Source organism: Brumimicrobium salinarum, assembly GCF_002844555.1.
GTDB classification, from domain to species: Bacteria; Bacteroidota; Bacteroidia; order Flavobacteriales_D; family Crocinitomicaceae; genus Brumimicrobium; species Brumimicrobium salinarum.
Genome location: NZ_PJNI01000017.1, coordinates 54037 through 78735, shown reverse-complemented (window position 1 = coordinate 78735; position 24699 = coordinate 54037). Strand labels below are relative to the sequence as shown.

Below are 24699 nucleotides of genomic sequence, written 5' to 3'. Positions count from 1 at the left end.
TTTTTTTAATGGTGATGTGGAGAGCAACTAAATAATTTTAATTTCAGTTGCGCCACAGGGCCATTTTTTAATCTAAAAAACTAGGGTTTACCCTAAATAACATGGATGCAAAATTAAAATAATAATCAATTCTATTCATGTTTTAATATTATTTTCTACTTTCACTTATTAAAACATTAAATTACATACCATTATGAAAATTATAATTTTGTTACTTCTCTTTTCTACGTTTATTTTTGGGGCTTACGCTCAAGAGTGCATGAGCACTGACTATTTAAAAAAGGATACAGAATGGGAAATGTTGAATTATGACAAGAAGGGGAAGCTCACAGGAATGTCAAAACAAGCAGTTGTAAACACCAACCACAGTGGTACGCTTTCAGAATGGGAAATAAAAACGACCATTTTTGATAAGAAAAAAGAGTTAATCCATGAGGGAACTTCAACAGTTCAATGTGAAGATGGTGTGTACAAAATGGACATGAGTGAAATGATGCCAGCGGAAACCTTGAGTTCTCTGGAGTCTATGAAGGTCACTATGGAAGGTACTCAAATTGACTTCCCAACAAGTTTAAATCAAAATACCGAATTAGAAGATGGGGAAATGACCATTACAGGCTCTTCAGGTTTTATGTCGTTTACTATGAAAATGCGAGTAATCAACAGAAAGATTGAAGGTGTTGAAACCATCGAAACAGAAGCTGGTACTTTTGAGTGTCTTAAAATAAGTCAGGATACTAAAATTGAAAGTAAATTAGTCAATAAAGAGTACGCAACAATAACTTGGTTTTTACCTGGATTTGGTGCTGTAAGAACAGAGTCGTATAACCACAAAGACAAGTTAATGGGCTATTCCGAATTAGGAGCATTAAAAAACTAACAAACTTTACAACAGAAGCAATTCAATCGAAGGTTTGAGAGGTTTTTCACCAGTAAAAATCAAAGATTGTAGCTCTTCATATGACGAAGTGCGAAAGAAGAAAAGATTCCTCCACCAGTAAAAATCAAAGATTTTCACTGCTGTTCGGAATGACAGGCAGTTGGTTGTAGTTATAGGGGGAAATATGCTGAAGCTCCGCTTCAGCATATTTCCCCCTTTCCTATACCCATGAAGCTTGTCATTCCGAAGGAGTCCCGAGAACTCGGGATGACTGAGGAATCTCTTTTTTTCATTCATAAATGTTCATTCCAAAAGGCACGACGAGGAACCCTCCTTTCCAAACATTATACTGGTTGCAGCAAAGTGACTGTAGAGTTCTCAGGCTACTGACTGAATCCCTTTTCTCAACCCTAAAAGTTCATTCAAAAAAAGCTGTGCCTGAATCGCTCATATTGTTAAAAGACAATTGACTTTGGGACTCCCTTGTTCTCGATAAAATTTTATTGCGTTAGCACTGCATAAAATCACTCGAACTGACGGGGATGTCTTTTTCTCCCAATGCAAAGTCTATATAGAAAAGCACAAAAACTTGACATCGTTTATGATTCAAAGAAAATCTCGATAAAATTTTATTGCGTTGGCACTGCATAAAATCACTCGAACTGACGGGACTTTGAATTTTAGCTTTATTGACAAGGGTTGGGTAATTAGTTCAAATTCTCTTTGACATATAATTTGAATCCGATTCCGTGTATATTTTCGATAATCACGCGTGGATCGGATGTAAAGTACTTTCTTAGTTTGGTGATAAAAACATCTAAACTTCTACCCACAAAATAATCGTCTTTTCCCCAAACGGCATTAAGAACCAACTCTCGGGGTACAACTTGATTTTCAAATTTACCGAGCATTTTTAGAATGTGCGCTTCTTTTTTAGTTAATTTCTTTTCGAAATCTGGTCCCTTAAGCGTATAGTTAAGTATGTCATAAATGAAATCACCAAAATGCATTTCGCTCTGTTCATCAGCTTCTGTTTGTATATCCACACGTTTCAGCAAAGCTTTTACCCGCACCTTTAATTCCGCCGAACTAAAAGGCTTCGTTAAATAATCGTCTCCACCGACATTAAATCCTTTCACTTTATCTTCAGTCATGGATTTGGCCGTTAAAAAAAGGATGGGAACTTGTTTATTGATTTTTCGTACGTCTTCTGCTAAGCTGAATCCATCTTTCTTTGGCATCATAACATCGAAAATACAGAGATGGTAATCTTCTTCATTAAACCTTTTAAATCCGTCCATTCCATCTGAGGCTAAGGTTACTTCATAGCCTTCCATTTTTAATTGATCAGAAATTACAAATCCTAAACTGGTATCGTCTTCTACTAATAATATTTTTGGTGTCATCTTCTATCTTTTTTGTGCAAGCCATAACTCAAACGAGCTTCCGACTCCTAGTTTGCTTCGAACGGATATTTTCCCTCCGAGTTTTTCAATAATCAATTTCACATAATAAAGACCTAGTCCAAACCCTTTCACATCATGCTGATCACCTGTTGGCACTCTATAAAATTGATCAAAAACTTGTTGAATCTGATCTTTTGAGATACCGATTCCATGATCATGAACGGTTATAAAAACACCATTATTGTTATTACGGGTTTCAATAATAACTTTTGGAACTCCTTCCGTGTACTTTACAGCGTTATCTAGCAAATTATAAATGATATTCGTGAGATGAACGAGGTCAGCCTCGACTAATGATTTTTGCGCCGCTAATTTCAACTCTATTTCTCCTCCAGATAACGTTTGATTAAATCTAAAATTCTCTGCCGTTTCTGTTATCAATTCATGAATATCGATTGTTTCCAAATGAAGGTCTAGTTCATTTTTATCTAATTTAGCCATGTTTAAAACCCGTTCTACTTGCTGTTCAAGACGTTTATTTTCTTTAAAAATAACATTGGCGTATTGTTTTAAACGCTTCGGATCCTTGCTGAAATCAGCATTTAATAACATTTCACTTGACAAACCTATAGTTGAAATAGGGGTTTTTAATTCATGTGTCATGTTATTTACGAAATCTGTTCTAACTTCTGAAATTCTTTTTTGTCGAATAATAACAGTGACTGCAAATGCGAAGAATATCAATAATATAGCGGCTACAAAAGCAACATACAACCAAGGCGACTCATCAACCAACAGGTCAGACTGTGACTGTCCCAACAATTCAGGGAAATATACTGTAAAATAATGTCCATCTCTCGTCCAAGAAAGTTGCGGAGAAGTCACACCAATAGACGTATCTGTAGCTGGTGCATAGAGAGAATCACGCGTAAAGCGAATTAAATTTCCATAAACGATACTATCATTGTAACAATCATAAATTCCGTATTGGAAATTTTGGGTTATATTATGATCGTAGAAGGTACGTTTGAGTAATTGTTCGAGGTAGTAAGGATGAAGATTTTCATTAATATCAACTAAAAAATAGTTAGAACTTTTTTGCTTTACAGCTCCATATAAATCGGAACTATCAACATGATGAGATCCAATTTCCTCAACAGCATTACGCAAAGCTACTCGAACAGACTCTTCAAACTGACGTATGTTTAGGCTATCTTGCCGCTCTTGTAAAATCAATGCGTCTTCTTGTGCTTTGATCGTCTGATTTATCCAAGATACTTGAACCATTAATATGGTAATTATTGACAGAACGCCAATGATGATTACCGCATTTATAGTTTTCCTATTCATACTTTAAAAATACTGAGATTTACATAAAAACAATGTAAACCTCAGTAAAAATAAAAGATTAATCAATAACTTTTAATTCTTTCCCAACCTTAATGAAGGCCGCTATCGCTTTATCTAAATGTTCTTTTGTATGTCCCGCAGAGATTTGCGTACGAATTCGCGCTTTTTCTTTAGGCACAACTGGATAGAAAAAACCAATAGCATAAACGCCTTCTTCCAATAATTTATCAGCAAATTCTTGTGACAGTGCTGCGTCATAAAGCATAATAGGAACGATAGGTGAATCTCCTTTTACAATATCAAATCCAGCTGCAATAATTGCATCTTTAAAGTATTTTGTATTCTCTTCTAATCGATCTCTTAACTCAGTACTTTCATTTAAAATATCAAATACCTTTATCGATGCACCAACTAATGAAGGCGCTAAAGAGTTAGAGAACAAATACGGACGAGAACGTTGACGTAACATATCGATTACCTCTTGGTTGGCTACAGTATAACCTCCCATCGCTCCACCAAGTGCTTTTCCTAAAGTACCAGTAATAATATCTACACGGTCCATACAGTCGTAATACTCTGGCACACCTCTTCCTGTTTTACCAATAAAACCAGCTGAATGACACTCATCACTCATTACAAGTGCGTCATATTTATCTGCCAAATCACAAATTTCATTCATCTTCGCAAAATCCCCATCCATTGAGAATACACCATCGGTAACAATAATTCTGTGTCTTTGATCCTGTGCTTTTTTGAGTTGTTCTTCTAAATCAGCCATATCACTGTGTTTATAGCGATACCTTTGCGCTTTACATAAACGCACACCATCAATAATTGAAGCGTGGTTGAGTTCATCTGAAATAATTGCGTCTTCTTTACCGAATAAAGGTTCAAAAACACCTCCATTTGCATCAAAAGCTGCTGCGTAAAGAATCGAATCTTCTTTACCATAAAAATCAGCAATTTTATTTTCTAATTCTTTATGAATATCTTGTGTACCACAAATAAAACGAACAGAAGACATTCCGAAACCGTGTGAATCCAAAGTATCTTTCGAAGCTTTAATCACCTCTGGATGTGAAGACAAACCTAGATAATTGTTTGCACACATAATTACTACTTCGTCACCACTTTTAACAGTTACTTCTGCATCCTGAGGAGTTGTAATTACACGCTCTCTTTTATAAACGCCATCCGCCTTAATTTGCTCAAGCTCTTTTGCTAAATGATTCTTAATATTTCCGTACATTTTATTTGATTTTATTGAATAACAAAACTAAACAATTTAAGCAGATTTAAGCTATTTTACGGAACAAAAGACAGCTGTCTTCGCATACAAGTTAGCGCAGGAGATTTACATGCCCTACCATTTTTTCTCGGTTGTATTCGATATCTTCATAAGTGATCTTCCACACGTAGGTTCCATCTTTACATGGCTTTCCGTTATAGGTTCCATCCCACCCCTCTTCCATGTTTGTACTTCGATAAATCTCCTCGCCCCAACGGTTATAAATTACTAATTCAAAATAAGTGATATTCCCTCCTTTAACAGTGAAAACTTCATTCGTTCCTTTGCCATCGGGTGTAAAAGTATTAGGCACATAAATCAAAGCTTCATATTTTATAGCTACTTCATCTGTTGCTTTGCATCCGTTTTCATCCACATAAGAAACCGTATAAACCATTGATTGTGGAGGCGTAGCAATTGGTTGAGTACAATTTACACAAGATAAAAATTCGGTAGGTGACCAAGCGTAATTTCCTCCAGGCTGATTGCTCTCTGCCGACAATGGGACTTCATCACCAACAAACCCGAAATAATCTGCACTTACCTGCAAGTAAGGTTGCGGAAAGTGCTCTATCTCCACTTGAGCCGTATCAACACAGCCGTAATTATCCGTCACGTTTACCGTATACGTTGTAGGTATATTTGGTTTCGCTGTTGTGGCAGCACTGTTGGGGTCGGCAACATTAAAATCGGGTTTCCAACTATACACAACACCACCGCTAGCCCAAAGATCCACCTTTTCTCGGGGACAAACGATCGTGTCGTTTCCAGCTTGAGCGTCAACCACTATTTCATCTAAAAACACGCTGTCTCTTACTGTTCCACAAGGATTAGTAAAGTCAACATAATACCATCGATCCTGATCACTTAAAATACTAACACGAGAACCTATGGTGTCGCTAATATTTATATTTGGCGACCAGATAATAGTAGGCGCACCACTAGCAAAGACCACAGCTTCATCTCCTTCACAGAAAGGAACAGAGTCATTCAAAACAGGGGATGGTTCTTCCAAAAAGACCTCAATATTCACTGTTTTGGTTAAAATACAACCATTTATCGTCTCCACCTCAACGGTAAATTCTGTATCTTGAGTTGGCGCCACACGAATTGTATCTAAATCATCAGCCCCAATTATGGCATTGGGATGATCCGCCGTCCAGGAATAATTTTGTCCACCATCCGCCCAAATGCGAACCGTATCTTCAATACAAATCTCAAGATCATCACTGGTTGTAACTGATTCTTCAATGACAGTTAATGTAATAGAAAGCGAATCGCGACCACAGGAATCAGTAATAATAACAGAAAAGGTAGTTGTTGTATCAACCGTTGCAATTGGTGTAGGGCTGGATGCATCATCTAGATATATAGAAGGACTCCATTCATAAGCCATTCCTCCAGAAGCTTCTAACTGAAAAGGTTCCTGGGGACAGATTGTTACTCCAGGTTGTACAACTGCACCATTAAACTCGCCTATCTCAACCTCCAGGTAAGTGGTATCTGGATCAAAACAGCCCTCAACATCTTGAACTACAAACATAACTTCGTATATTCCTGGGGTATCATAAAAATGACTAGGTTCAAAAGCAGTACTGGTTGTTCCATCGCCAAAATCCCAAAAATAAGCAGAACCATTTTGAGAGTCATTTGAAAAATGGGCAGAATCTGGCAAACAAATATAGCTACTCGGTAAAGATGTGGCGGCATAAATAGCGCCTAAATCAAACTTCCATGCCGCTAAGTTACAATTATAACTATTATTGGTTGTTGAAAAAACTCCAGGGGTTGTTGTAAACCCGTTATCATCTCCACCACATGCGCCGCAAACAGCATGATATATTCGCCCTTGCTTATCAAATCTACTTGTACCACCATCCACATGATTTGAACTACTTGCCACACCTCCCATAAACGTTCCATAATTTAAGGCTGTTGCATTTTCCGACAAAACTCCAATGTAAAAATTACTGCCATTCGTATTGGACTGATATGCATCGAAAGTAGTAGGAAAACCATTTGATGTTGAAGCTGTAGCCTGTACCGATCGATTAACCATTCCACCCCATCCTGTATAGTAGATTTCATTACAGTTAGAAACTAAAAAGGCAGTCGGTGAAATTTCAACAACGCCATTTCCACCACCAACTATAGTCGACCAATTTTGAGTTGATAAATCAGCACTATATTGTTGAATAAACTGCCCTGAATTTGGATTTGAATACACACCTGAACTAATAGTCATAGGACCTGTTGTTTGCCCAAACACATAAACCCGATCTGATTGGTCTAACTGAACAAAGAAAGATTGATCATATTGATTTGTCCCTATATAAGTTCCATTTAAAACCGCTGATGTATTACCATCTAATTCAGCTACATATCCATCAGCAGAACCCCCTCCAAAAGAAGATTGATGACCACCAGAAAATGGCAAACCTGTTGACTTTGTTCCTCCTGAAATAAAAATTGAATTGGTGGAAGAAACTTGAATGGAATAACCAGCATCGTCTTGATCGCCTCCAAAATAACTCGACCAGATGAGATTACTTAAATCGGGCTGGAATTTTGCAACAATTGCATCCTGAGCACCACCTATTGTAGTATTGGCACCATTTACTATGGGTATATCGGTTGAATGCGTTGAACTATTAATTAATACATCTCCATTTAAATCAAGGATAATTTCTCCTCTAAAAACATCACCATAATTATAATTCAACGTACTGATATTCAAACCATCATTCTTTGAACCTCCGAAATACGTACTACCCAATAAACTTGTTCCGCTGGCATTTAATTTAGAAATGACAATATCTGAACCATTAAAGTCAATACCAATTTGTGTTGTAGAAAAACCACCTTGGTTTACAGATTGAAAAGCATTTGCTCCAATGGGATAATTTGGAGAAGTTGATATACCTAAAATAAAAAGCTCATCTTGATTGTTGGTGATAATAGAATTCGGCGTTTCATTTCCACTTCCCCCTAAATAAGTGGAATATAATAAAGAAGTTCCGTCACTCGAAAATTTACTAATTCCTATGTCTATTTTAGAATGATTATCACCACCATTAAAAGAAGCGTCATAAGCACCAGTTGAAATAGGATACCCTGTTCCAAACACAATTCCTCCAGCATATAAATTACCATCATCATCTGGCGCAGCTGTGAATCCCCAATTATCGGATGTGGACCCTGTAAAAGTCGAAAATGTTAAACTTGGGTCAATAATTAAGGTTTTTGTTGAATCATAACCATTAGAAAAGGCATAAACGACCGTATCCTCCACCGCTTCAAATTGAGCATCTACAGTTGTACCCCCTCCATCAGAGGCTTGCGTCCAAACCTTCAAATCTTTTTCTTTAATTGTCCCAAATCTTGTTTGAATATCAATAACGTTTGGTTGAACATTTAAGGCGGTCATACCTTCATAAAAAAGTTGAATTTGACTGGGATCTGCACCCGGATGAACCTCAAAAGAGTACTTAATGTGTTCTGAAGAAGTTTCTAAAATCAAATCAATTCCTGGATAAAAATCACTAAGACGAAGGACTTTAAAAGCATGTATGTTAGTTTGCCACTTTGATTGATCATTTCCAATAAAGTAATTTTTATAAAATTTAGAAGGTTTACTTTCTTCAACTTCACCTTGCCATGTGCTGTTTAAAAAATGCGTATGAATTGTATGATGTTTTATATCACCAACTGCTTTCCCCTCATGTGCAGCGGTATGAATTTTATCAATATCTGATAATGCATAAGTAAATTTATCTTTTTCAACAAAAAAGTCACCTTTGGAAAGGCTTACCTTATATAAAATACGACCATCCCATTGCCCACGATTTGGCTCAAACCACACGCCATCATTCTGCCCCAGCAAAACGTTGAGCGTCAAAAACAAACCAAATAATGACAATATGATATTTTTCATCACTTAAATATACAGAAGTTCTATTTGTTAAACCAAATTTTCAATGGATTTTCAAACCTTTACTTGTATGAAATAGACTGAATTAAACCAAATACGTTGCCTAAAATGATGATTTAAAAAAACAGAGATCATTTTTTTATGGATAAAAGAGATATTAACTCTATTTTTGCAGCAGACAAACAACTATATCATGAGTGATGCAATCAAGCATGAGTGCGGAATAGCACTTCTTCGTTTAAAAAAACCAATTGAATATTATATTGATAAGTATGGAACAGCCTTTTATGGGTTGAACAAGATGTATTTATTGATGGAAAAACAACATAATCGCGGTCAAGATGGCGCAGGTTTGGCTAATATTAAATTAGACATGAACCCTGGTGAACGTTATATTTCTAGAACCCGTTCGATTGATCAAAAGCCGATTCAAGAGATTTTTACTGGCATCAACAAAAGGTTTGAAGCCATCGAAGAAAAAAATCCCGATTTACTCAAAGATGTTGATTATCTGAAGAAAAATGCAGGGTTTACAGGAGAGTTATTTTTAGGTCACCTCCGCTATGGAACCTCTGGAAAAAACAGCTTAGAAAGTTGTCATCCTTTTTTACGTCAAAACAATTGGATGACTAGAAACTTAGTTGTTGCTGGAAATTTTAATCTCACCAATGTAGATGAGCTTTTTGAGGTACTTTTAAACCTTGGTCAACATCCCAAAGAAAAATCAGATACGGTAACCGTGTTGGAAAAGATAGGTCATTTTTTAGATGTGGAAAATGAGGAATTGTTCCAACAATACAAAGCTAAAGGATACAACAATAAAGAAATCACCTCGAAGATTGCAGAAGGCCTTAACATTCAAAAAATATTAAAGCGCGCTTCTGAAGATTGGGACGGAGGATACACGATGTCTGGCTTACTTGGACATGGAGATGCTTTTGTTTTGAGAGATCCTGCTGGAATTCGTCCTGCATTTTGGTATGAAGACGATGAGATTTGTGTAGTGACCTCAGAGCGCCCAGTTATTCAAACGGCTTTTAATCTAAAGAAAGGCGACATAAAAGAATTGAAACCAGGTCACGCCCTCATTGTTAAAAAGAATGGAAAGGTAAGTGAGTTAGAAGTCAACAAACCCGTAACACGTGCGGCGTGTTCCTTTGAACGCATTTATTTCTCAAGGGGAAATGATCACGACATATACTTAGAAAGAAAGAAACTCGGACAATTATTAATTCCTCAAATTATAAAAAGCATCAATAATGAATTGGATGATGCTGTATTTTCTTTCATTCCAAATACAGCTGAGATGTCATTTTACGGCATGATGAAAGGACTTGAGGATTTTTTAAATATAGAGAAGCGAGAAGCAATAAAGAATTTAGGTGCAAATATTACAGATGAGGAGTTAGAAAAAATACTTACCCGTAAAACAAGATTTGAAAAAATTGCTATTAAAGACGCTAAATTAAGAACATTCATTACACAAGAAGATGCCCGCGATGATATGGTGGCGCATGTATATGACATTACTTACGGAACGGTAAAACGAAACCAAGACAATTTAGTGGTGATTGATGATTCAATAGTACGTGGAACAACACTTAAACAAAGTATTTTAAGAATTTTAGATCGCTTAGACCCTAAAAAAATAGTGGTTGTATCTTCTGCGCCACAGATACGCTATCCAGATTGTTACGGTATTGACATGGCAAGAATGGGTGAGTTCATAGCATTTGAAGCGGCAATTGAGTTGTTAAAAGAAACAGGAAAAGGTTACCTCATCAATGATGTTTATCGCAAGTGTAAGGAACAAGCCAACTTACCTAAAGAACAAATAAAAAATTACGTGAAAGAAATTTACGCTCCTTTCACTGCTGATGAAATTTCCAAAAAAATTGCTGAACTACTTAAACCAATAGGAATGAAAGCTGAATTGGAAATTGTTTATCAAACAATTGAAAATCTTCACGAAGCTTGTCCAGATAATCAAGGCGACTGGTATTTCACAGGCAATTACCCCACACCAGGGGGAAATAAAGTTGTGAACAAAGCATTTACTTATTATATTGAGGGCAATACAAATAGAGCATATTAAATCATGAAAAAACAAACCGCATTATTTTTCTACATTTTAGGAGTTTATGTGGTCTTGCAGTTTATTTGGTGGGGTTATCATTTGATAGAGTTGAGTTCTGCAGTAAACAGTGCTAACTATCAAAAGAACCGCATCATCATGATTATTGGTGAAGGCTTGGTGTTTTTCGTTTTGCTTTTGCTTGGATTATGGAAAATAAGAAACTCCATACAAAAAGAAATGCGCCTTTCCAGAAGGCAGAATAACTTTTTATTATCTGTAACCCATGAATTAAAAACTCCACTTACTTCCAATAAGTTATACCTACAAACGCTTTTAAAACGGAAAGCGCTTAAACGTCCAGAACAAGAAACGCTTATTCAACAAGCAATTACAGAGAACAAGCGTTTGGAAGGCATGATTGAAAACATTCTTACCGCAACCCGCATAGAGAATCACCGTTTACAATTGAATTTTGAAACCTATAATTTAAGTGAGCAAATCACTCAAATTGTATCAAAATGGTCAACAAATAGAATAGATGTTAATTTAAACCTAGAGAAAAACATTTCAGCTAAAGTTGATTTATTCATTATTGAAACTGTTTTACACAACCTCTTAGAAAACGCTTTTAAATATGCTGGAGATCATCCAAAAATTGAAGTTTATTTAAAAAAGGATAAGAACATCATTACATGGGGAGTAAAAGATCAAGGAAAAGGAATTCCTGAAAAATTTAAAAAGGATATTTTTGGAAAATTCATTCGCCTTGGTAATGAAGAAACCCGTGTACAAAAAGGAACAGGGCTGGGTTTGTATATTGTTAAAAACCTCATTGTTTTTCATGGAGATCAAATCACATATCTACAAAATCAACCAAAGGGATCACATTTTAAAATAACACATTATGTCAAAAAGTAAAAAAGTAGGTTTAATCATATTAGATGGCTGGGGAATTGGTGACAAAAGTTCATCTGACGCTATCTTTAATGCCCAAACGCCAACTATGGATGGATTAATTAAAAAATATCCAGATGCTTCTCTTTTGACATCTGGAGAAAATGTTGGATTACCTGCAGGACAAATGGGAAATTCAGAAGTGGGACACCTAAACATTGGAGCAGGAAGAGTCGTTTATCAAGAGCTTACACGAATTAATAAATCAATAGCAGATCGATCTTTTTTCAATATTCCAGTACTTCAAGAAGCGTTTAAAAAAGCAAAAGCAACACACCAAAAGGTTCATTTTTTAGGTCTTGTTTCAGAAGGTGGCGTCCATAGCTCACAATCTCATCTGCATGCGCTTTGTGATATGGCCACGCAACATGAACTCAATGAAGTTTATATTCATGGTTTTACAGACGGACGAGACTGTGATCCAAAAAGTGGAAAACGTTTCTTTGCCAATTTAGAGCAACACATTGCGCATACTCCAGTCAAAATCGCTAGCATTATAGGACGTTATTTTGCAATGGATCGCGACAAAAGATGGGAGCGCATTCAAGAAGCTTATGATTTAGTTACACACGGAAAAGGTCAAGCCTTTAAAAGCGCACAAGATGTTTTTGAATATTGGTACAATGAAGGTGTTACCGATGAGTTCCTTCCGGCTTCTTATCTTCAGAATGATAAAGACACAACGATAGCAAACGGAGATTTAGTCATTAGTTTTAACTTTAGAACCGATAGACCTCGGGAAATCATAACGGTACTCAATCAAGAAAAAATTGAAGGGTATCCGATGGAACCTTTACATCTTGATTTACTTACGATGACTGCTTACGATGATACATTTAAAAATGTAGACGTAATTTTTGAAAAAGACAATTTAAAAAACACAATAGGAGAGGTAATATCAAAGGCACAAAAAACGCAAGTTCGAATTGCAGAAACAGAAAAATACCCTCACGTTACTTTTTTCTTTTCCGGAGGAAGAGAAGCAGTTTTCCCAGGTGAAAAAAGAATTCTTGTTAACTCGCCTAAAGTTGCTACTTATGATCTTCAACCCGAAATGAGCGCTCCCGAAGTTACCGATAAAATCAAAAAGGAGATTAATACAAATCAACCCGATTTCTTTTGTTTAAACTTCGCTAATCCAGATATGGTAGGTCACACTGGGGTTTATCAGGCAATTACCGAAGCAGTAGAAACTGTAGATAAGTGTTTAAACGAAGTGGTGAAGACAGCGCAAAAACACGATTACGAATTGATGGTGATTGCCGACCATGGAAATGCAGATATGGCAATCAATGAAGACGGGTCTCCCAACACTGCACATTCTTTAAATCCAGTACCTGTAGTTTACCTTACTAATGATCAATTAACAATAAAAAATGGTGTTTTAGCAGATGTTGCTCCTACGCTTCTCAAAAGAATGGACATCGCTATACCAAAGGAAATGACAGGTAAAAATTTGATTGAATAGGCAAACAATTGGGGAGCTCAAACAGCCACATCTAACTTTATAATTCGAAATAGTACCTCTAATTTATAAGAATACCCTCTATTCTGATGAAAATTCTATATTTAAAAATTACGCCCTAAGGTCAGTTTCACAACAAAGTATCTTATAATAGAGTTCTATTTATTTTTTAACTTTACAAAAAAAGAACATCAATGAAAAAGACACAAGAATTTATAGCCAATAACCAACAACGATTTTTAGACGAACTTTTTGAATTATTACGTATTCCTTCCGTATCTGCAGATCCAGCAAACAAATCCGATGTACTCAAAGGCGCTCAATTGGTTGCCAAACATTTAGAGGAAGCAGGTGCAGACGAGGTAGAAATATGTGAAACAGAAGGTCATCCAATTGTTTATGGAGAAAAAATAATAGATCCAAAACTACCTACTGTTTTAGTATACGGACATTATGACGTTCAACCAGCAGACCCAATTGATTTATGGGATTCACCAGCTTTTGAACCAATCATAAAAAAAACAGAGATACACCCAGATGGTGCCATTTTTGCCAGAGGAGCTTGCGACGATAAAGGACAAGTTTTTATGCATGTGAAAGCGTTTGAGGCAATGGCTAAAAATGAAGAATTACCTTGTAATGTTAAGTTTATGATAGAAGGCGAAGAAGAGGTAGGAAGTCCTAATCTAGCCATTTTCATAAAAGAACAAAAAGAGCGACTTGCAGCAGATATTATTTTGGTTTCTGACACTGGAATAATCGGAAATGAGCATCCATCTATCACAACTGGATTGAGAGGTTTAAGTTATGTAGAAGTTGAAGTTACAGGTCCGAACAGAGATTTACACTCAGGACTGTATGGTGGAGCTGTTGCCAATCCAATTAATATTTTATCAGAAATGATCGCTCAGTTAAAAGATGATCAAAATAAAATTACCATTCCTGGTTTTTATGATAAGGTTGAAATATTAACTGAAGAAGAAAGAAATGAAATGGCCAAAGCACCGTTTGATCTTGATGAGTATAAAAGTTCAATTGACATACCAAATGTTGCAGGTGAGGAAGGATATTCGACATTGGAAAGAAGTTCAATTCGACCAACTTTAGATGTCAATGGTATTTGGGGAGGATACATTGGAGAAGGAGCAAAAACAGTGCTTCCTTCTAAAGCGTATGCTAAAATTTCAATGCGTTTAGTACCTCACCAAGACCCTGATGAAATTACAAGTTTATTTACCGAATATTTTGAAAGTATCGCCCCTGATAGTGTAAGTATAAAGGTTCATCCACATCATGGTGGTTTACCCGCAGTAACTCCAATCGACTCCAATGGATATATTGCCGCGAGTAATGCTATGGAAAAAACATTTGGAAAAAAACCAATTCCATTAAGAAGTGGTGGAAGTATTCCAATTGTTGCATTATTCGAGGAAGTACTCGGTTTGAAAACTGTTTTAATGGGCTTCGGATTGGCTAGTGATGCGATTCACTCTCCTAATGAACATTACGGATTATTCAACTTCTATAAAGGTATAGAAACCATTCCATATTTCTTTGATGAGTTTGCGCAATTAAACAAATAAAGATGAAAGAAATTAAGTACTTATTGATACTCCTTTCCGTGTTTTTATTCGGCACTGGATGTATTGAAAATCCAGAATTTAAAGGGGTTTCAAATTTCAAAATCGATGAGATTAACAAAGAAAAGTTAGCTTTTAATGTTGATGTTTCTACCTTTAATCCAAATGGTTATAAACTGAAGGTTAGGAAATCAAAATTTAAACTTTACCTCAACGATAACTTTATTGGCAACGCACATTTAAAGAAAAAGTACGTAATGAAGAAAAAAAGTACAACATTAGAAAATGTACCCGTTGAAATATTTCTGGAAAAAGGTATGTTTTTATCGTTGATGCAAATTGCCACTAAGGGAAAAGTTAGCTTGCGACTCGAAGGTGTAATGAAAGCTTCAGTTGTCGGTTTCCCCGTGCGTAGAAAGATAGATCAGACAGAGCAACTTGACCTGAAAGATTTGAATATAAATTTAGAACATTTTTTAAGGTAAAATAGTGAAAAAATATACCAATGCACTAATAAATGCAAGCAGTCCATATCTGCTCCAACACGCCAACAACCCTGTAAATTGGGTAGAATGGAGTCAGGCGGCTTTTGATCAAGCGAAAAAAGAAAACAAACTTGTTTTGATAAGCGTTGGATATTCAGCCTGTCATTGGTGTCATGTAATGGAAAAGGAAAGCTTTGAAGATGCAGAGGTGGCTGAACTCATGAATAAACATTTAGTTTGCATTAAAGTCGACCGTGAAGAGCGACCTGATGTGGACCAAATATACATGAATGCGGTTCAACTTATGACACAGAAAGGCGGTTGGCCTTTAAATTGTTTCACATTGCCAGATGGACGTCCAATTTTTGGAGGAACTTATTTCCCCAAAAAAAATTGGATGGAGATTATTCAAAAACTATGGAAAACCTTTCAAAATGATTTGCCTCGTGTTGAAGCCTATGCTAAGCAGCTTACAGATGGCGTAATTCAATCTGAATTAGTTGAAGCCACACCCTTGAAAAAAAACTTCGAGGAAGAAGTGGTGCACAAAATGATTCAAAAATGGAAGCAAAATTTCGATTTTGATGAAGGAGGAAACAACAGAGCGCCAAAATTTCCTTTACCCAACAACTACCTCTTTTTATTGCGCTATGGACATCAATACAATGACAAAACTGTACTCAATCATGTGCATAAAAGCCTAAAAAAGATGGCCTTGGGAGGTATTTATGATCAAATTGGTGGTGGTTTCTCGCGATATGCTGTCGATTATTTGTGGAAAGTCCCTCATTTTGAAAAGATGTTGTATGATAATGCTCAACTGCTATCTACTTACGCAAAGGCTTATCAACACACAAAAGATAAGCTATACAAAGATGTAATTGAACAAGCAATTCATTGGCTCCTTAAAGAAATGAGACATGAAGATAATGGTTTTTTTACAGCGCTTGATGCAGACTCTGAAGGAGTTGAAGGTAAATTTTATACCTGGTCCAAGGAAGAACTCAAAAATATTTTAGGAGCTGATTATACGTGGTTCAAAGAATTTTATAACGTAAACGAAAAGGGATTTTGGGAAAACAATCAATACATTTTATTAAGAAAGCAAACCAAGAATGAATGGTGTGCGGATAACAATATAAGCAATTCCGAATTTGAAGAAAAACTCAAACATGCACAAGAGAAACTCTTGCATGAGAGAAACAAGAGAGTGAGACCTGGTTTAGATGATAAACAATTAACTGCATGGAACGCAATGGCGGTTAAAGGACTCATTGATGCAGGCTTAGCATTGCAAAACAATAGCTATTTGACAGAAGCCATAAAAACAGGAGAATGGCTAGTAAAAAATCAAATCAATCAAGACACACTTCAAGTTTTAAGGACACGGAAAAATGATGTTTCAAAAATTAATGGATTTTTGGAAGATTATGCACATTGCATTGATGCCTTTATTAGTTTATATACGCTTACTTTTGAGGAGCGCTGGATTGATTTGGCAAGTAAGTTGACGGAGTACACACATGAGCAATTTTACGATTCACAATCAAAAATGTTTTTCTTTACCGACACAAATACAGAATTGCTCACACGAAAATTAGAGGTCAACGACAATGTTATTCCTTCATCAAACAGTGTAATGGCACTCAATCTCTTTAAACTGGGAAGTATATTGCACAAAACAGAATATTTGGAGATGGCGCAGCAAATGTTAAGTAACATCTACAAACAGATGCCTGCTTATGGTTCTGGATATTCCAATTGGGGATTATTAGCGCTGTCTCAAGTTCAGCCATTTTACGAAATAGGTATTACAGGAGTATCTGCTCAACAAGCGCGCATTCAATTTGGAAAGTTTTATTTACCCAATACTATTTTCTCAAAAGGAAAAGCGATCGAAACAGCAGATAATGTAGACGAAAGTCAAGATCTAACAATTCTGGTTTGTGAAAATAAATCTTGCATGTCTCCCGTGCACTCTATTAATGAAGCCTTAAAGAACATACAATAAAAAAAGAGGTTTACACTTCTAAATGTAAACCTCTATAATTGCAAATACGAAAACCTCTGAATTATATCCTCAAGGATTATTTTTTATTTTTCAAGAAAGTTTGCGTAAAACTCCATAATGGTATATTCTTTTTCTTCAAAACGTATTGTTCTTACTTTTGAAGAAAGTAGAAATCGGGTAATTACTCGTCTATTATTTTCTTGACCTTCAATAAAAGTTAGCTTTGCTTTTTGCGAAGATTCATCAAAATCAACGGAAAAATAATCTGTATAGTATTGTGCTGATTTTTCGACAATATCTTTTGAAACATCTGCTGGCATGATAAATACCAATGTATTTTCTGCAAGTCCTTTCTTTAATTCCTCAGCTGTTCCTTCAACCTTTGCGGTCTGCCCATAACTAGAGAGCGTAAAAAAAACAATTGACAGAATAGATAATAGCTTTTTCATAATGTTACATTTTTCAAAAACTAAATATGCTGATAAAATGTCAAACCAACAAATTAATTTTTAATTATTTACACTTACGGAATTGCAAGACTTGTGCCATACATCAAAAATATTTCTATTCTTAAATCCATTTTTCCTTATTGCACATCGATAGTTTCATTTTTTTAAAAAATTATTAGAAAGACATAAAGCACCATCGGAGAAAAATTTCATGAGATTAAACGAAAAATAAGATTGAAAAGTATATTTTTCGCATTAAAATAATGATATGAGTTTACAGACCTTTTACACACCTGACAAAATAGAAGCTGGATGTGATGAAGCAGGAAGAGGATGTATCGCAGGACCAGTTGTTGCAGCAGCGGTAATTTTACCTAAAGATTGTGAAATTGAGCTTTTAAATGATTCAAAACAACTAAGTGCCAAGAAACGACAGATGCTTTTACCCATTATAAAATCAAAAGCAATTGCTTATGCTGTATCTTTTGTGACACATCAACGAATCGACGAAATCAACATACTCAATGCAAGTTTTGAAGCCATGCATTTAGCTGTTGATCAATTAGAATTAAAGCCCGAATTACTATTAATTGATGGGAATCGCTTTAATCCACACCCTTCCATTCCTCATACTTGCGTTGTAAAAGGAGATGCAAAATTTATGAGCATTGCGGCCGCATCGGTTTTAGCCAAGGAAGCAAGGGATGCCTACATGCACAAAATTCATCATGAATATCCTTATTTTGATTGGAATACAAACATGGGATACCCAACTAAAAAACACAAATTAGCGATTAAGGAACATGGAATAAGTGCGTACCACCGAACAACGTTCAAAATGACGTAAATCTAGAGCGTGTTTACCCCATCCTTTTTGATAACATCAATGAAATTTTTTCTGTTTAACTATTTGTAAAAACAATGTTTCTCAAGTGAGAAATTGAAAATTGTTTCAAAGAAATAATCAAAAGCAAGAAGAATGTTTATTTTTAAGTTTTAGTTTTGACGAAAATCAGTTAAATGAAACGCATCATCCTTATTAGTATAATGTTGCTCTCAATTGCTTGGATCTCCTATTCAAGTTACGAATTATGGATAAACAACGACAACACGGTGAGTCCTCATTACGTATTTTGTGAAGAAGACGGTACTATCTTATTGATCAATAAGTTTGAAGAAACAAAAGAAGCTCAATATTTTGATGCAATTAAAGGGAATCCACTTGCGGGCTCATTAAACAACCTCGACAATTTAAATGATTTCGGGAGCTTAAAAATATATGTTAGCGGTCAACGGCCTATTATCATCTTCGAAAAATATGCAAAGTGGAAGAAAAAAGAGGTAAAAAAAATAAGTGATGCTTTTAAAATTAACAATTTAACAATTCACAATGAAGGACCATATTTAATGGTTAGTCAAAACTTATCTCCATGTAAAGAAAAAATACAAACTGATTTCCTACTTGATGCAGATAAGAAAGCATCGGCAAACCTATGGGTTAAAAAGGATAGCATTTGGAAACGAACAGACGTTTATAATTTAAACAAAGGTTTATTTGAGTACCGGTCTAGCGCTCCGAAAACAACATTTGGAAACCCCGTAAAAGATATTCCAATATTTTCCTCAGTCATTCCAAATTCAATTACTACATATAATTTTAGAGAACGATTTTATGCTGCTCAACAAGACTCTATTTTTAAAAATGGAGCTATGAGTGAATGGGTTGACAAAGGATTTGTTGCCATAGACTTTGAAGGCAATCACATTTTAGTCAGCGATTACCGTTCTCAACAAAAACCAAGCTTAATTTTAATAGAAAAATCAAAAAATGAAGATTCTGTTCAGGTATTTGATGATATGCATTCTTTTACTGGTTTTCAATTAACTCATGACTTCCCATCCAAACATAAAGGGCGTTTTTATGTCTTAGAAATTGAAGAAAAAGTAGTTTTAGTTGAATCGAAAAAAATCGCACGAAAATTTATCGTCAATTATCAATTAGCTAACACTTTAGCATTAAGTCCAGAAAGAAAAGATCAATTCTTTGGAGGTCTTCCCTCCCATGTTAACCTTCGAAAAATTTCCAAAGACCAAAAATCAAGTTCGACATGGAAGAACCAGTTGCTATTTGAAGTTAATACTATGCCTCCTAATGAGCAATTCATGTCTGAAGACAAAACCACCTGGTCTGCCTCAGTTCAGCACCAAACCAATCGATTAATTCCTATTACCGATCATTTAAGACAAGGCATTTCGGTATTGAATGTAAGTTCAAATGGAGCGTATGAATTATTAGGCCCCAACGGAAACAGTATTTGGCACGGTAAAACTGAAGGACCTGTTATCGGTAAAATTAAAGTGATCGATGTTTTCGACAACAATAAGCATCAATTTTTATTCAGAACAAAAAAACGCATTTACTTAATTGACTTGAATGGCAACGATGTAGGTGGATTTCCTTATGTATCAAACACCGATTTTACTTCTGAAATTAGTCAGTTTATTTGGAATGGAACCAAGCGTTTTTTAATTGGAAATGAAAAAGGAGAAATTACAATGATCAATAGCGCAGGACAAGAGCTCAACATTGTACAAGTTGGAACAAAATCGATAATCGCTACGCCTTATGCGCTTAACATTAAGGGAAATTTACGTGCATGGGCTGCCAACGAAGAACAACAACAGTTTTTAGCTTATCTTGAAACACCAGCAAAAGCGGAAATGGTTAATAAAACTAGCACTGATTATTTAGTTAAACACAATGGGAGTGTTCAAACTTATTTTGCCAAAGAAGATAATATCTACAAACAAATCCTAGAAAGCAACGGTAAAAGTTTTAAAGACGCTGTACTCATCGATCAAGGAAGCATTGTAGAGATGAATGATAAACATATTACTATTGCTGATCAAAACAAATTTAAGGTGTACAACCACAACAACAATATAACATACAGTATTCAACTTCCGTTTAACGAAGTTGGGGTTTTCAACTATCACGACAAAGTAAAAACCAGTGTTGTCCTAGATTATTTAAAAAATAAAATTCATGCTTATGACAATCTAGGTAACTCTATAAAAGGTTTTCCAAAAGAAGGACGTAATACGGTTATTTCTTCCTATGATGCTCAATCAAAAACATTATACATTTATACGGTCATATCAAAATCGATTATCTGTTATAAAATAAAAATAGAAGGATAAGTTTCCCATTAAAAAAAACAGCCTCCACAATATTAAAAAACATCGTTATCCATAAAAGATGTAAGCACTGTTTTATTAATTAATAACTCAACGTCTTTTGTTAATTGCTATCTTTTGTTAATTTTGTTATTAATTGTTAACTAATAGCTTTACTAAAAATTCATTCAAACTACTTTTATGAAAAAATCAAATTACCTATTCGTTTTTTTAATTACCTTTTGCTTATTGGGTTTTAAAAACTTGAGTGCACAAAATTACTTGGGTGTAATCCACAGTAATTATGCAGGTATTATGGGGGCTGATCTACAGCCCGCTTCTATTGTTGACAATCGTTTCATTGTTGATGTTAATCTTTTTAGTCTTAATGTAGGTGCTTGGCAAAATGCAAAATATTTTGATGCAGGAATACTTCCCAAAAGAAGTTGGCCCTATTCTTTAAGAAAGGACACCACTTGGCAGAGCACTCCTAACTTATATGAAAATCATTTTGGTAATGTTGAAGATTATAATGACCCTAATGCAAAAGCAAGAGGAGTATATTTTAATACACAATTGGACATTCTGAATTTTATGTTCCATATTAATCCAAAAATTGCAGTTGGTTTTTCAGCAAAAATAAGGGTAATTAACAATTTAGATGATGTTAACCCAAAAGTAATAAAACTTGCTGAAGAAGGCTTGAACTTTGATCCATTGTGGAGTACACAAATAGACGGTTCCCTTCTTTCACAAAACGCTATGGCATGGGCCGAATATGGTGTAAATTACGCACAAGTAATTAAGGATGATGGCGAACACTTTTTCAAAGCAGGTGGTCGTTTAAAATTTAACCAAGGAATCGCTTCAAGTTATACCTATGCAAAAGATTTAGACTTCGAATTACTTAATAAAGATACTGCGACCACATTTAGGGGAGACTTTAACTTTGGTTATTCTGACAATATTGATAAGTATTTCTCCAACACAACAGGAGATATTTCTTTTAGCGATATTTACAAAATAACTTCCAAATTAGGTTTAGGAGTTGACTTAGGATTTGTTTACGAATGGAGACCTGATTGGAAAGAATACAAATACGATATGGACGGTGAAACCAATATTTGGAGAAGAGACCGTAACAAATACAAAATAAGAGCTGGTGTTTCTTTATTAGATCTTGGTGGAATGCGATTCACAAAAGCAGATAAAAGTAGGAGCTTTAGTGTAAATACCACCCAACTCGATTTAACAGTATTTGATCAAGCGAGCAGCTTAAGTAGTTTTTCAAACATTGTAGATAGTTTAATTCAAAACGATCCTGACTGGACGGCGAGTGAAGATACTTCGGAAACCTATTACATGAACACACCAACGGCATTAAGCCTTCAGTTTGATTATAACATCTACAAAGATTTTTACATCAATGCAACAGCATATATTAATTTAAATTCAAAGTCGAATGCATCTAAGGTTAGGGTACCGACTCAGTTTTCTGTTACACCTACTTATGACTATCGTTGGGCAGGTGTAGGAATACCTGTTTCGTACAATACTTACAGTGGATTTAAAGCAGGTTTAGGTTTGCGCTTAGGGCCACTTACCATTGGAGTTCCAGATTTAAAAACATTATTCCCAGGCGGAAAAGTTAGAGGTGCTGGTGTGTATGCTGGCTTACGTGTTCCTGTTCTTTACGGTCACCCAAGTGATATTGACAACGATCAAGTTTCTGACAAGAAAGACGAATGTATAGATGTACCAGGTGTTTGGGCGTTTAGAGGCTGTCCTGATTCAGATGGAGACGGTATTCAAGATGCGGAAGATGATTGTCCAATGACTCCAGGATTACCTGAGTTTAATGGTTGTCCAGATACTGATGGTGATGGAATTCCTGATAAAGACGACAAATGTCCTAAAGAAGCAGGATTAGTAGAATTTAACGGTTGTCCAGATACTGATGGTGACGGTATTCCAGACAAAGATGATGAATGTCCAGAAGAAGCAGGAATTGCAGAATTTAATGGATGTCCAGATACAGATGGTGATGGAATTCCAGATTTCGAAGATGCTTGTCCTGATGTTCCTGGTCCTGTTGAATTAAACGGATGTCCAGATACAGATGGTGATGGTGTGCTCGATTTCTTAGATGAATGTCCTGAAACTCCAGGTCCTGAAGAGAACAATGGTTGTCCATGGCCAGACACTGATGGTGATGGAATCCTTGACAAAGATGATGATTGTCCAAACCTAGCAGGTCCAAAAGAGAATAATGGATGTCCATATACAGATACTGATGGTGATGGTGTTCCAGATAAAGATGATGAATGTCCGGAAACTCCAGGTCCAGTAGAAAACAATGGTTGTCCTGAAATTGAAGAAGAAGTTCAAGAAATCTTAAAAACTGCGTTCGATAACCTAGAGTTTGAAACAGCACGAGCGAAGATAAAGGAGGAGTCGGTTACTTCTTTAAATGAATTAGCTGAAGTACTCATCAAGAAAGAAGGATGGAGCTTGCAAATTTCAGGTCATACGGATAACGTTGGAAATGCACAAAGTAATTTGATTCTTTCAAAGAAACGTGCTGAATCTGTTAGAGACTTTATGATTGAAAGAGGGATATCTGAAGATCGTTTATTCGTTCTTTACTTTGGTCAAACACAACCAATAGAGTCGAATGACACTAAGGCTGGAAGACAAGCCAATAGACGTGTAGAAATGACAATAATTTTTAAATAAAATAAGTTAACAACAGAAGTCCGTGACACCCTTATCACGGACTTTTTTATCCTATAGAAATATGGAAAACAAGACAATATTATTTGCTTTTATTTTAGGAATTGGCCTTTTTTGTTCATGCGATCAAAAAGAAAAGGTTTCCGAAGAAAAAGAGCAATCTGGAACCGTTTATAAGAAATCTACGGCAGACGTTTTTATGGAATATGAAAACGCTCAAAAAATGCTTGAGATTGAAAATCGAATTGCTGATGCACAACGTGTAGAATCTTTGAGTTGGGAAAAACAAACTCAAGACCATGGATCAGAGTTTATTCAAGTTATCGCTTATCTAAACGATGATGGCTTCCCAATGAAAATCACAGAAAAATATATTGACGGCAATTTTAAGCCTCAAGGAAACCGTCATTTTTACCTTGAAAACAATAAACTCATTGCTTTTAAAGAGCAGTCTGATTATTGGCTCGATTCCAATTTCACCAATTATATGGAAAAAAGAACAGTTTACAACGACGAAAAGCCTGTTATGAGCCAACAAAGAATCGCTTATGATTACACAGAAGTAGAAGATTCAACATGGAAAATCATTCCAGAAGAACATCATTCTTTAAAAAAAGTAAACAAAATTCTATCAGGAACAGAAGAGTTTGAGACGCATTTCATAAGTGTTATCAAAGGAAATGATTTATTTTTATTGCTCGGAGAAGATAAACCACAAACCGAAGAAAGATATACAACAGCAGTTCGCGTAGATGAAATGACACCATTTATTGAAGACTTACTCAATAATTTAGATGAATATAAGTTCAGGCCTGTTGAAGTCTCTTTTAAAGTTGTTGGTGGTAATAATCAACCAGAATTTAGAGTATTGACAGATATCGCCTGGAAAAAATAAGCGCTTTCTGAAAAGCAA

Annotated in this window: 15 protein-coding genes and 2 pseudogenes; 12 read left to right on the top strand and 5 right to left on the bottom strand. The window is 35.5% G+C overall.

Annotation, left to right across the window (positions count from 1 at the left end; translation table 11 throughout):
- Positions 1-193: 193 nt before the first annotated feature.
- Positions 194-880 (top strand): TapB family protein, encoded by a 687-nt coding sequence (locus CW751_RS13080; RefSeq protein ID WP_133122224.1) that lies wholly within the window; start codon positions 194-196, stop codon positions 878-880.
- Positions 881-1587: 707 nt separating this feature from the next.
- On the opposite strand, the gene CW751_RS13075 is transcribed toward CW751_RS13080, so the two are convergent.
- From CW751_RS13075 to CW751_RS13060, 4 genes are all read right to left on the bottom strand, one after another.
- Positions 1588-2286 carry a response regulator transcription factor gene (locus CW751_RS13075; RefSeq protein WP_101335477.1) on the bottom strand — a complete coding sequence of 233 codons (699 nt, stop codon included), beginning with the start codon at positions 2284-2286 and terminating at the stop codon, positions 1588-1590.
- Between the two features lie 3 nt (positions 2287-2289).
- On the bottom strand, positions 2290-3636 hold the full coding sequence (locus tag CW751_RS13070; RefSeq protein ID WP_101335476.1) for a sensor histidine kinase: 1347 nt from the start codon (positions 3634-3636) through the stop codon (positions 2290-2292).
- 58 nt (positions 3637-3694) lie between these two features.
- A complete protein-coding gene (kbl, locus tag CW751_RS13065; RefSeq protein WP_101335475.1) occupies positions 3695-4885 on the bottom strand; it encodes a glycine C-acetyltransferase in 1191 nt (396 codons plus the stop codon).
- Positions 4886-4976: 91 nt separating this feature from the next.
- Positions 4977-8858: a DUF7948 domain-containing protein gene (locus CW751_RS13060; RefSeq protein ID WP_101335474.1), complete on the bottom strand. Its 3882-nt coding sequence runs from the start codon at positions 8856-8858 to the stop codon at positions 4977-4979.
- 190 nt (positions 8859-9048) lie between these two features.
- Here CW751_RS13060 and CW751_RS13055 point away from each other — a divergent pair, with 190 nt between their 5' ends.
- The 6 genes from CW751_RS13055 (at position 9049) to CW751_RS13030 (ending at position 17427) form a co-directional block, all read left to right on the top strand.
- Complete coding sequence (locus CW751_RS13055; protein WP_101335473.1) at positions 9049-10950, top strand: amidophosphoribosyltransferase; 1902 nt, start codon at positions 9049-9051, stop codon at positions 10948-10950.
- A 3-nt stretch (positions 10951-10953) separates the two neighbouring features.
- Positions 10954-11850, top strand: a complete 897-nt coding sequence (locus CW751_RS13050; RefSeq protein ID WP_101335472.1) for a sensor histidine kinase — start codon at positions 10954-10956, stop codon at positions 11848-11850.
- Positions 11837-13354, top strand: coding sequence for a 2,3-bisphosphoglycerate-independent phosphoglycerate mutase (gene gpmI / locus CW751_RS13045; RefSeq protein ID WP_101335471.1), 1518 nt, complete (start codon positions 11837-11839; stop codon positions 13352-13354). Before CW751_RS13050 ends, gpmI begins: the two co-directional genes overlap by 14 nt.
- A gap of 191 nt (positions 13355-13545) precedes the next feature.
- On the top strand, positions 13546-14934 hold the full coding sequence (locus tag CW751_RS13040; protein WP_101335470.1) for a dipeptidase: 1389 nt from the start codon (positions 13546-13548) through the stop codon (positions 14932-14934).
- A gap of 2 nt (positions 14935-14936) precedes the next feature.
- Positions 14937-15416: a hypothetical protein gene (locus CW751_RS13035; protein ID WP_101335469.1), complete on the top strand. Its 480-nt coding sequence runs from the start codon at positions 14937-14939 to the stop codon at positions 15414-15416.
- Positions 15417-15420: 4 nt separating this feature from the next.
- Positions 15421-17427, top strand: coding sequence for a thioredoxin domain-containing protein (locus CW751_RS13030; protein WP_101335468.1), 2007 nt, complete (start codon positions 15421-15423; stop codon positions 17425-17427).
- Between the two features lie 83 nt (positions 17428-17510).
- Here CW751_RS13030 and CW751_RS13025 read toward each other — a convergent pair whose 3' ends face one another.
- The gene (locus CW751_RS13025) at positions 17511-17876 is read right to left on the bottom strand and encodes a hypothetical protein (protein WP_101335467.1); all 366 of its coding nucleotides are present in this window, start codon (positions 17874-17876) and stop codon (positions 17511-17513) included.
- A 268-nt stretch (positions 17877-18144) separates the two neighbouring features.
- On the opposite strand from CW751_RS13025, the gene CW751_RS13020 reads away from it, so the two are divergent.
- The 5 genes and pseudogenes from CW751_RS13020 (at position 18145) to CW751_RS13005 (ending at position 24681) form a co-directional block, all read left to right on the top strand.
- On the top strand, positions 18145-18723 hold the full coding sequence (locus tag CW751_RS13020; protein WP_101335466.1) for a ribonuclease HII: 579 nt from the start codon (positions 18145-18147) through the stop codon (positions 18721-18723).
- 173 nt (positions 18724-18896) lie between these two features.
- Positions 18897-21077: a hypothetical protein gene (locus CW751_RS13015; RefSeq protein ID WP_133122223.1), complete on the top strand. Its 2181-nt coding sequence runs from the start codon at positions 18897-18899 to the stop codon at positions 21075-21077.
- Between the two features lie 177 nt (positions 21078-21254).
- Positions 21255-22643, top strand: a pseudogene (locus CW751_RS16025) (DUF5723 family protein); the annotation flags it as partial.
- Between the two features lie 270 nt (positions 22644-22913).
- Positions 22914-23789: pseudogene (locus CW751_RS16020) on the top strand (OmpA family protein); the annotation flags it as partial.
- A gap of 61 nt (positions 23790-23850) precedes the next feature.
- Positions 23851-24681: a hypothetical protein gene (locus CW751_RS13005; protein ID WP_101335463.1), complete on the top strand. Its 831-nt coding sequence runs from the start codon at positions 23851-23853 to the stop codon at positions 24679-24681.
- Positions 24682-24699 lie beyond the last annotated feature (18 nt).

What these genes read in the sequence shown, in the direction of transcription:
- CW751_RS13080 (WP_133122224.1), top strand. Translation starts at nt 194, where the DNA reads ATGAAAATTATAATTTTGTTACTTCTCTTTTCTACGTTTATTTTTGGG.
- CW751_RS13075 (WP_101335477.1), bottom strand. Translation starts at nt 2,286, where the DNA reads ATGACACCAAAAATATTATTAGTAGAAGACGATACCAGTTTAGGATTT.
- CW751_RS13070 (WP_101335476.1), bottom strand. Translation starts at nt 3,636, where the DNA reads ATGAATAGGAAAACTATAAATGCGGTAATCATCATTGGCGTTCTGTCA.
- kbl (WP_101335475.1), bottom strand. Translation starts at nt 4,885, where the DNA reads ATGTACGGAAATATTAAGAATCATTTAGCAAAAGAGCTTGAGCAAATT.
- CW751_RS13060 (WP_101335474.1), bottom strand. Translation starts at nt 8,858, where the DNA reads ATGAAAAATATCATATTGTCATTATTTGGTTTGTTTTTGACGCTCAAC.
- CW751_RS13055 (WP_101335473.1), top strand. Translation starts at nt 9,049, where the DNA reads ATGAGTGATGCAATCAAGCATGAGTGCGGAATAGCACTTCTTCGTTTA.
- CW751_RS13050 (WP_101335472.1), top strand. Translation starts at nt 10,954, where the DNA reads ATGAAAAAACAAACCGCATTATTTTTCTACATTTTAGGAGTTTATGTG.
- gpmI (WP_101335471.1), top strand. Translation starts at nt 11,837, where the DNA reads ATGTCAAAAAGTAAAAAAGTAGGTTTAATCATATTAGATGGCTGGGGA.
- CW751_RS13040 (WP_101335470.1), top strand. Translation starts at nt 13,546, where the DNA reads ATGAAAAAGACACAAGAATTTATAGCCAATAACCAACAACGATTTTTA.
- CW751_RS13035 (WP_101335469.1), top strand. Translation starts at nt 14,937, where the DNA reads ATGAAAGAAATTAAGTACTTATTGATACTCCTTTCCGTGTTTTTATTC.
- CW751_RS13025 (WP_101335467.1), bottom strand. Translation starts at nt 17,876, where the DNA reads ATGAAAAAGCTATTATCTATTCTGTCAATTGTTTTTTTTACGCTCTCT.
- CW751_RS13020 (WP_101335466.1), top strand. Translation starts at nt 18,145, where the DNA reads ATGAGTTTACAGACCTTTTACACACCTGACAAAATAGAAGCTGGATGT.
- CW751_RS13015 (WP_133122223.1), top strand. Translation starts at nt 18,897, where the DNA reads ATGAAACGCATCATCCTTATTAGTATAATGTTGCTCTCAATTGCTTGG.
- CW751_RS13005 (WP_101335463.1), top strand. Translation starts at nt 23,851, where the DNA reads ATGGAAAACAAGACAATATTATTTGCTTTTATTTTAGGAATTGGCCTT.